The following is a 7,150-nucleotide window of genomic DNA, read 5'->3' on the forward strand; positions in this document are numbered from 1 at the left end:
CATTTCCCCTGATGGTGATATCGCCATTCCGTGAATAAAAAAAGCCATTCTGACCAAGGGCAGGAAAGGGATTTCTTCCTTTCACGTCTGCTCCTTTGAGGACGACGGTCTTGATGGCATCGGTCTTGTCTGCGATGTCAAGAAAGAGCTCATAGGCGATCATCTCAAACCACCGCCCCTCAGCTGATCGCATATAGGATATCTCGTCAGAAAAGAGATTTTTCTTCTCAAGTCGCGAGAGATGCCGGAGTGCCCGTTGAGCATGTTCTCTTCGCGGCTGACATAATTTATAATGAGATTCTATCCATTGTGCGAGATCATCCATTATTCCCTGACACTATCCTCCATATTCTGTTTTATATGGTATTGTACTAAAAATCATCCTGATTATTTTTCTCCGGTAGGGGAGACGGACAATTCCTTTAAAACTACACCATGATGACAGATATAAGTTATTCCCGCGCAGCACCTGATTTTTAAGATCCGGTATCATGAGCATGGATATCCCTTTCTCATCGGTATTATGCACGAGTAATCATGAAAAAACTGGGCAATATTTATAAGGTAAAACATCCTTCTAATAGTGCTACAGATCAGTGACTAACGGGGTTCGTAGCTCAGTTAGGCAGAGCGCCTGGCTTTTAACCAGGTGGTCGGGGGTTCAAATCCCCTCGAGCCCGCTCCACGACAGTTGTGGTCTTTTGTGCAGACTTTTTACCGAAACGCGTTTCCAGGGGGTATGGCGTGTCCGCCGAGCTGAACGTACTGAAACATGAGATGGTACCAGAACACAGTATCATGAGCGAGGAAGATGTAAAAAATCTTTATGCTCGATACCAGATCGGACCCGAGCAATTGCCGAAGATTTATCATGATGATCCGGCAGTATTGTCAATAGGGGCCAGAATTAGTGACGTAATTAAAATCGTCCGAAAAAGTATGACTGCCGGCCGTGCAGAATCGTATCGTCTGGTAGTAAGACGACCCAAAAAATAACCTTCCGGGGCTGATCTGTTGATTGATTTAAGTATACTTTCTCAGGCTTACTTTTCCCGTGAACATGTTGCCCGTCACCAGCTGGACTCATACAATCATTTTCTTCTCAACAATCTCCAGAAGGTCGTTGATGAGCAGCGGGTAATTGAGACGGATATTGAAACACGGGGGAAAGGGAATGAACCGGTCTCTGTTGAACTTGGAGATCTGAAAATTTTAAAACCACTGGTCCGTGAAGCTGATGGTTCCCAGTCAGAACTCTATCCTGGTGAGGCACGGCTGCGAAACATCACCTATGCAGCACCGATTCAGCTTGACCTGACTCTTATTCAGGGAGGAGTCAGACATGAGCCGGTGACTGCAACCATCGGACAATTACCGATCATGGTGGGCTCAGTTGCCTGCAACCTGTATGGCATGACAGATGAGGAGCGGACTTCTCATGGAGAGGATCCCCTTGATCCGGGTGGCTATTTTATCGTGAACGGTACTGAGCGGGTGCTCATGACACTTGAAGATCTTGCCTCAAATAAGATCATGACCGAATATACCGAGCGTTATAATGAGCGTATCTACGTTGCCAAGGTGTTCTCCCAGTTCCGCGGATACCGTGCCCTGGTCGTAGTAGAGCGGAACCGTAAAAACCTGCTTGAAGTAACCTTCCCGTCGGTTGCCGGTCATCTCAGGTTTGTTGATATGATGCGGGCTCTTGGTATGACCAGTGATGCTGATGTCGTCCGTGCGGTCTCAACCGATGAAGAGATCCTCACGTTCATGATGCAGAATCTTGAGGAGAGTGAATGTGAGACGGTTGAATGCGGTGTCATGTATGTCGGAAAGAAACTGGCACCAAACCAGACCCGTGATTATCAGCGCAAACGTGCGGAGTTTGTTCTTGATAATTATCTTCTGCCTCACCTCAATTACCTGATGCCCCGGACAGTGAACGAAGAGGATGAAGAGTGTATGAAGATTGTGCATTCTGTCCGGCTTGCAAAGGCCCATTTCCTTGGCCGGATGGCAGAGGCATGTTTTGATCTGGTTCTTGACCGGCGGCGTATCGATGATAAGGATCATTATGCAAACAAGAGGCTCAAACTGGCTGGTGACTTAATGGAAGACCTCTTCCGTATCTCTCTGAACCGGCTGACCCGTGATGTAAAATATCAGCTGGAACGTGCCAGCATGAGACATCGTGACCTCTCGATCGCCACCGCAGTCCGTGCAGACGTGCTGACTGAGCGTCTCCTCCATCCGCTTGCAACCGGTAACTGGGTCGGAGGAAGAACTGGTGTGTCACAGCTGCTTGACCGTGTTGATCACATGAGTGTCCTTTCACACTTACGCAGAGTCATTTCTCCGCTCTCCCGTTCCCAACCGCACTTCGAGGCCCGTGATCTTCACCCGACCCAATGGGGTCGTATCTGTCCAAGTGAAACTCCTGAAGGACCAAATTGTGGTCTGGTGAAAAACTTTGCCCAGATGGTGGAGATCAGTAAAGGCGTCCATTCAGATGAAGAGATTATTCGGATGCTCTATGGTATGGGTGTAGAGAGGATAGGAGTTGAGATCTGATGATTACCACACAGTCAAGAGTGTTCGTTGACGGGGCACTTATCGGTCTGGTAGATGATCCGAAAGCTCTTGTAACTCAGATTCGTGCCTTGAGGAGGCAGGGTGTCATATCTACCGAGGTAAACTGCTCGTACAAGGAGTTTAACGGCGATATTATCATTCATACCGATCGCGGGCGGGCACGGCGACCTCTTATTGTCCTTGAAAATGGCGTCCCGACTATTCCTGAAGAGGAAATTCAAAAACTGAAAAACAAAGAGATAGAGTTTGTTGATCTGATTAAAAAGGGATATATTGAGCTGATTGATGCAGAAGAGGAAGAGGATCTGAATATTGCAATCAAGCCGGAGAATATTACTCCTGAACACACTCATCTTGAGGTAGATCCCTCTCTCATACTCGGTATCGGGGCAGCACATGTACCATTCCCTGAGCACAATGCATCTCCCCGTGTTACCATGGGTGCAGGAATGGTCAAGCAGGCACTCGGATTTGGCTGTGCAAATATGAAGCTCCGGCCTGATACCCGTGGTCACCTGCTCCACTATGTTCAAAAACCCTTGGTATATACGCAGACCTCTGATGTTATCGGTTCAGATGACCGGGCTGCAGGTCAGAACTTTGTTGTTGCCATCCTCTCCTATGAAGGTTATAACATTGAAGATGCCCTGATCTTCAACAAGGCATCAATCGATCGTGGTGTCGGACGTTCACACTTTTTCAGAACATATGAGGGAGAAGAACGCCGGTATCCTGGTGGTCAGATTGACCGCATTGAGGTCCCTGACGAAGACGTGACCGGGGCACATGGCTCTGATTACTACGCCAACCTTGACGATGATGGAATCATCAATCCAGAAACCATCGTTAAAGAGAAGGATGTCATCATCGGTAAGACCTCACCACCGCGTTTCCTTGAAGAACCAACGTCTGAGCTGATTACCGTAGAAAAGCGCCGTGATACCTCTGTGACCATGCGTTCCAACGAGCATGGTATTGTTGATACCGTTATTCTGACCGAAGGAGAGAACAACTCCAAACTGGTCAAGGTCAGAACCCGTGATCTCCGTATTCCGGAAGTCGGGGACAAATTCGCATCACGACATGGGCAGAAAGGAGTCGTAGGGCTTATCACTCCAAGTGTTGACATGCCGTTCACCGCGGGCGGTCTGACTCCTGATCTGGTCATTAATCCTCATGCAATTCCGTCACGAATGACTATCGGTCACATGCTTGAGATGCTTGGTGGGAAGGTCGGCTCCCTTGAAGGACGTCGTATTGCGAGTACGGCATTCTCCGGAGAACGTGAAGAGGATCTTCGTGCCTCCCTGAAAAAGTTCGGGTTCTCACACACCGGTCGTGAAGCCATGTGGGACGGTATCACCGGAAGACGATTCCTTGCAGATATCTATGTCGGTGTCATCTATTACCAGAAACTCTATCATATGGTCTCATCCAAGATGCATGCCCGTTCCAGGGGTCCGGTGCAGGTTCTGACCAGACAGCCGACTGAAGGTCGTGCCCGTGAAGGAGGTCTGCGTTTCGGAGAGATGGAGCGTGATGTCATGATCGGTCATGGAGCAGCCATGGCCCTGAAGGAGCGTCTGCTTGAAGAGTCTGACAAGGTCACCGAGTATGTATGTGCCCGGTGTGGTATGGTTGCCATGCTGGACCGGAAACAGAATATTACCCGATGTCTCAATTGTGGCAGCGAGACTGATATCTACCCGGTTGAGATGTCGTATGCATTCAAATTACTCCTTGATGAGATGAAGAGTATGACCATTGCTCCCCGTCTCAACCTCGAGGATGTTGTATAAGGAGGAGAGAAGCAATGCCAAGTCCTAAACGGATCGGGAAGATCGAGTTTGGTCTCCTCTCCCCGAAAGAGATCCGACAGATGAGTGTCAGAAAGATCATCTGGGCGGATACCTACGACGATGACGGGTTCCCCTATCCCCAGGGTCTGATGGATCTGCATCTGGGTGTGATTGATCCTGGTCTCCGGTGCAAGACCTGCAGTCAGAAAGCAGGTGAATGTCCCGGACACTTTGGTCACATCGAGCTGGCAAAGCCGGTCATCCATGTCGGGTATACACGACTAATCAGAAAACTGCTTCGTGTCACCTGCAGGGAGTGTGGCCGTCTCCTTCTGTCTGATGAAGAGATCGAGAAGATCATCGGACCAGAAGAAGAGATGGGAAGTGACTCGGTCAGTGAGAAGGATGTGAAGAAGGAGCGTATCTGTCCGCACTGTGGTGAGCAGCAGCTGAAGATAAACTTTGAAAAGCCAACCACATTTGCCGAGATCACGACCGATGAACGGGGCAAAAAAGTAGAGAATAAACTTACCCCGGCAGATATCAGAGCACGTCTTGAAAAGATACCTGATGATGACCTGCAGAAACTGGGAATCATAGGCAGCGTTGCACGTCCTGAATGGACTATCATGACCGTGCTTCCTGTCCCACCGGTCACCATGCGGCCATCCATTATTCTTGAGAATGGTCAGCGTTCAGAGGATGACCTGACGCATAAACTGGTTGATATCATCAGGATTAATCAGCGGTTTAAGGAAAACCAGGATGCAGGAGCACCGCAGCTGATCATTGAAGATCTCTGGGAACTTCTCCAGTACCATGTGACAACCTATATCGATAACGAGGTCGCTGGTTGTCCGCCTGCTCGTCATCGGTCAGGTCGTCCGCTCAAGACTCTCTCCCAGCGTCTGAAAGGAAAAGACGGGCGTTTCAGAGGAAGTTTATCTGGTAAGCGTGTGAACTTCTCGTCCCGTACCGTTATCTCTCCGGATCCAAACCTCTCGGTCAATGAAGTGGGTATCCCCCAGAAGATTGCGAATGAGATGACCATTCCTGTTCAGGTAACGGCTTTTAATATTGATGAACTCCGCCGGATTGTCAGGGTCGGACCAGATCGGCCAAACCTCAAATCCCCCTGCGGTGCAAACTATGTCATCAGGCCAGACAAGCGTCGTATCCGTCTGGTAAAAGGAACCGGGGCAGATGACGGGAACCTTGACTTTGTTGCCGATCAGATAGACGTCGGATGGATTGTCGAGCGTCATCTCCGTGATGGTGATATTGTGCTCTTTAACCGACAGCCGTCCCTTCACCGGATGTCAATCATGGCCCACTGGGTAAGGCTTATGGATGGCAAGACATTCCGTCTGAACCCGGCAGTCTGTCCTCCCTATAACGCGGATTTTGATGGGGATGAGATGAACCTGCACATCCCGCAGACCGAAGAGGCCCGGGTTGAAGCAGCCATGCTCGCAGCTGTGCAGGAGAATATTCTCTCACCCCGTTTTGGCGGACCGATCATCGGAGGTATCCACGACCACATCTCCGGTATCTTCCTTCTGACTCATACACTCCGGTGGTTTACCAAGGAAGAGACCATTGATCTGCTCAAAAATAACAGGATTGATCGTCTCGGTGAACCAGGGAAAGTAGAGGATGGCGTGAAATACTGGTCCAACAAGCAGATATTCTCAAAGATTCTCCCTGCAGATCTGAACATGGTCTTTCGTGCATCCTCCTGTAAGGGCTGTGATGAATGCCAGCGGGTTGATTGTGAACGTGATGCATATGTGCAGATCATCGATGGTGAGTTAATATCCGGTGTTATCGATAAAAAAGCGGTTGGTGCATTCGATGGTGCAATTCTCCACCGCATTATCAGACAGTATGGATATGAACGGGCTGCACGCTTCATCGATGACATGACCCGTCTTTCGATTCGGGCAATTATGCATGACGGGTTTACCTTTGCTATCGATGACGAAGACCTCTCCAAGAGCGATTATGGCCAGATCCGTGAGGTTCTTGAACGTGCCGCCCAGGATGTGGAGCGTCGTATCCAGATCTTTGAGGATGGCCAGCTCGAACCCATGCCTGGCAGAACTCCGGAAGAGACCCTTGAGATGCAGATCATGCAGGTACTTGGAAAAGCTCGTGATAATACGGGAGAGATTGCAGGCAGACACCTTGGTCTGTCAAATTCTGCCGTGGTAATGGCGGTCTCCGGAGCCAGAGGTTCCATGCTGAACCTGACCCAGATGGCCGGTTGTGTCGGTCAGCAGGCGGTTCGTGGTGAGCGTATCATGCGAGGATACGAGGACCGGACTCTTCCCCATTTCAAGAAACATGACCGGGGAGCAATGGCTCACGGGTTTGTCATGAACAGTTACAAATCAGGTCTGAACCCGACTGAATTCTTCTTCCATGCAATTGGAGGTCGTGAAGGTCTGGTGGATACTGCGGTCCGAACATCCCAGTCTGGTTATCTTCAGCGGAGGATGATTAACGCTCTGCAGGACCTGAAAGTAGCCTATGATATGACCGTCAGAACAACCGGAGGCAGAATTATCCAGTTCGAATATGGTGAGGATTCTACCGATCCGATGAAGAGTTCATTTGGTGAACCGGTGGATGTCGAAGGAATTGTGAGTAATGTCCTTAAGGAGGAGATCTGATGGAAGAGTTGAAGATCCCCTCAGAAGCCGCAGCAGCAGTTCTCCGGTACTTTGAAGAGCATAAAGTCAAGAAGAAATTCCCTG

General features: G+C 49.5%; 4 protein-coding genes, 1 tRNA gene and 1 pseudogene. 5 read left to right on the forward strand and 1 reads right to left on the reverse strand.

Translation table 11 applies throughout. The features are described 5' to 3' along the window. A pseudogene (locus LDL35_RS13490) lies at positions 1–325 on the reverse strand (hypothetical protein); the annotation flags it as partial. 281 nt (positions 326–606) lie between these two features. Between LDL35_RS13490 and LDL35_RS13495 the strand changes: the two are divergent. The 5 genes from LDL35_RS13495 (at position 607) to LDL35_RS13515 (ending at position 7,066) form a co-directional block, all read left to right on the forward strand. Then, positions 607–680, forward strand: a tRNA-Lys gene (locus LDL35_RS13495). 64 nt (positions 681–744) lie between these two features. Beyond that, positions 745–996, forward strand: a complete 252-nt coding sequence (locus LDL35_RS13500) for a DNA-directed RNA polymerase subunit H (protein ID WP_011447124.1) — start codon at positions 745–747, stop codon at positions 994–996. Positions 997–1,014: 18 nt separating this feature from the next. After that, positions 1,015–2,571 carry a DNA-directed RNA polymerase subunit B'' gene (locus tag LDL35_RS13505; protein WP_304023360.1) on the forward strand — a complete coding sequence of 519 codons (1,557 nt, stop codon included), beginning with the start codon at positions 1,015–1,017 and terminating at the stop codon, positions 2,569–2,571. Beyond that, the gene (gene rpoB / locus LDL35_RS13510) at positions 2,571–4,391 is read left to right on the forward strand and encodes a DNA-directed RNA polymerase subunit B (protein ID WP_304023362.1); all 1,821 of its coding nucleotides are present in this window, start codon (positions 2,571–2,573) and stop codon (positions 4,389–4,391) included. The genes LDL35_RS13505 and rpoB overlap by 1 nt, the downstream gene beginning before the upstream one ends. A gap of 14 nt (positions 4,392–4,405) precedes the next feature. Next, on the forward strand, positions 4,406–7,066 hold the full coding sequence (locus LDL35_RS13515; protein WP_304023364.1) for a DNA-directed RNA polymerase subunit A': 2,661 nt from the start codon (positions 4,406–4,408) through the stop codon (positions 7,064–7,066). Positions 7,067–7,150: the final 84 nt, after the last annotated feature.

The organism is Methanospirillum hungatei (assembly GCF_020216685.1).
Lineage (GTDB): Archaea > Halobacteriota > Methanomicrobia > Methanomicrobiales > Methanospirillaceae > Methanospirillum > Methanospirillum hungatei_B.

What these genes read in the sequence shown, in the direction of transcription:
- rpoB (WP_304023362.1), top strand. Translation starts at nt 2,571, where the DNA reads ATGATTACCACACAGTCAAGAGTGTTCGTTGACGGGGCACTTATCGGT.
- LDL35_RS13515 (WP_304023364.1), top strand. Translation starts at nt 4,406, where the DNA reads ATGCCAAGTCCTAAACGGATCGGGAAGATCGAGTTTGGTCTCCTCTCC.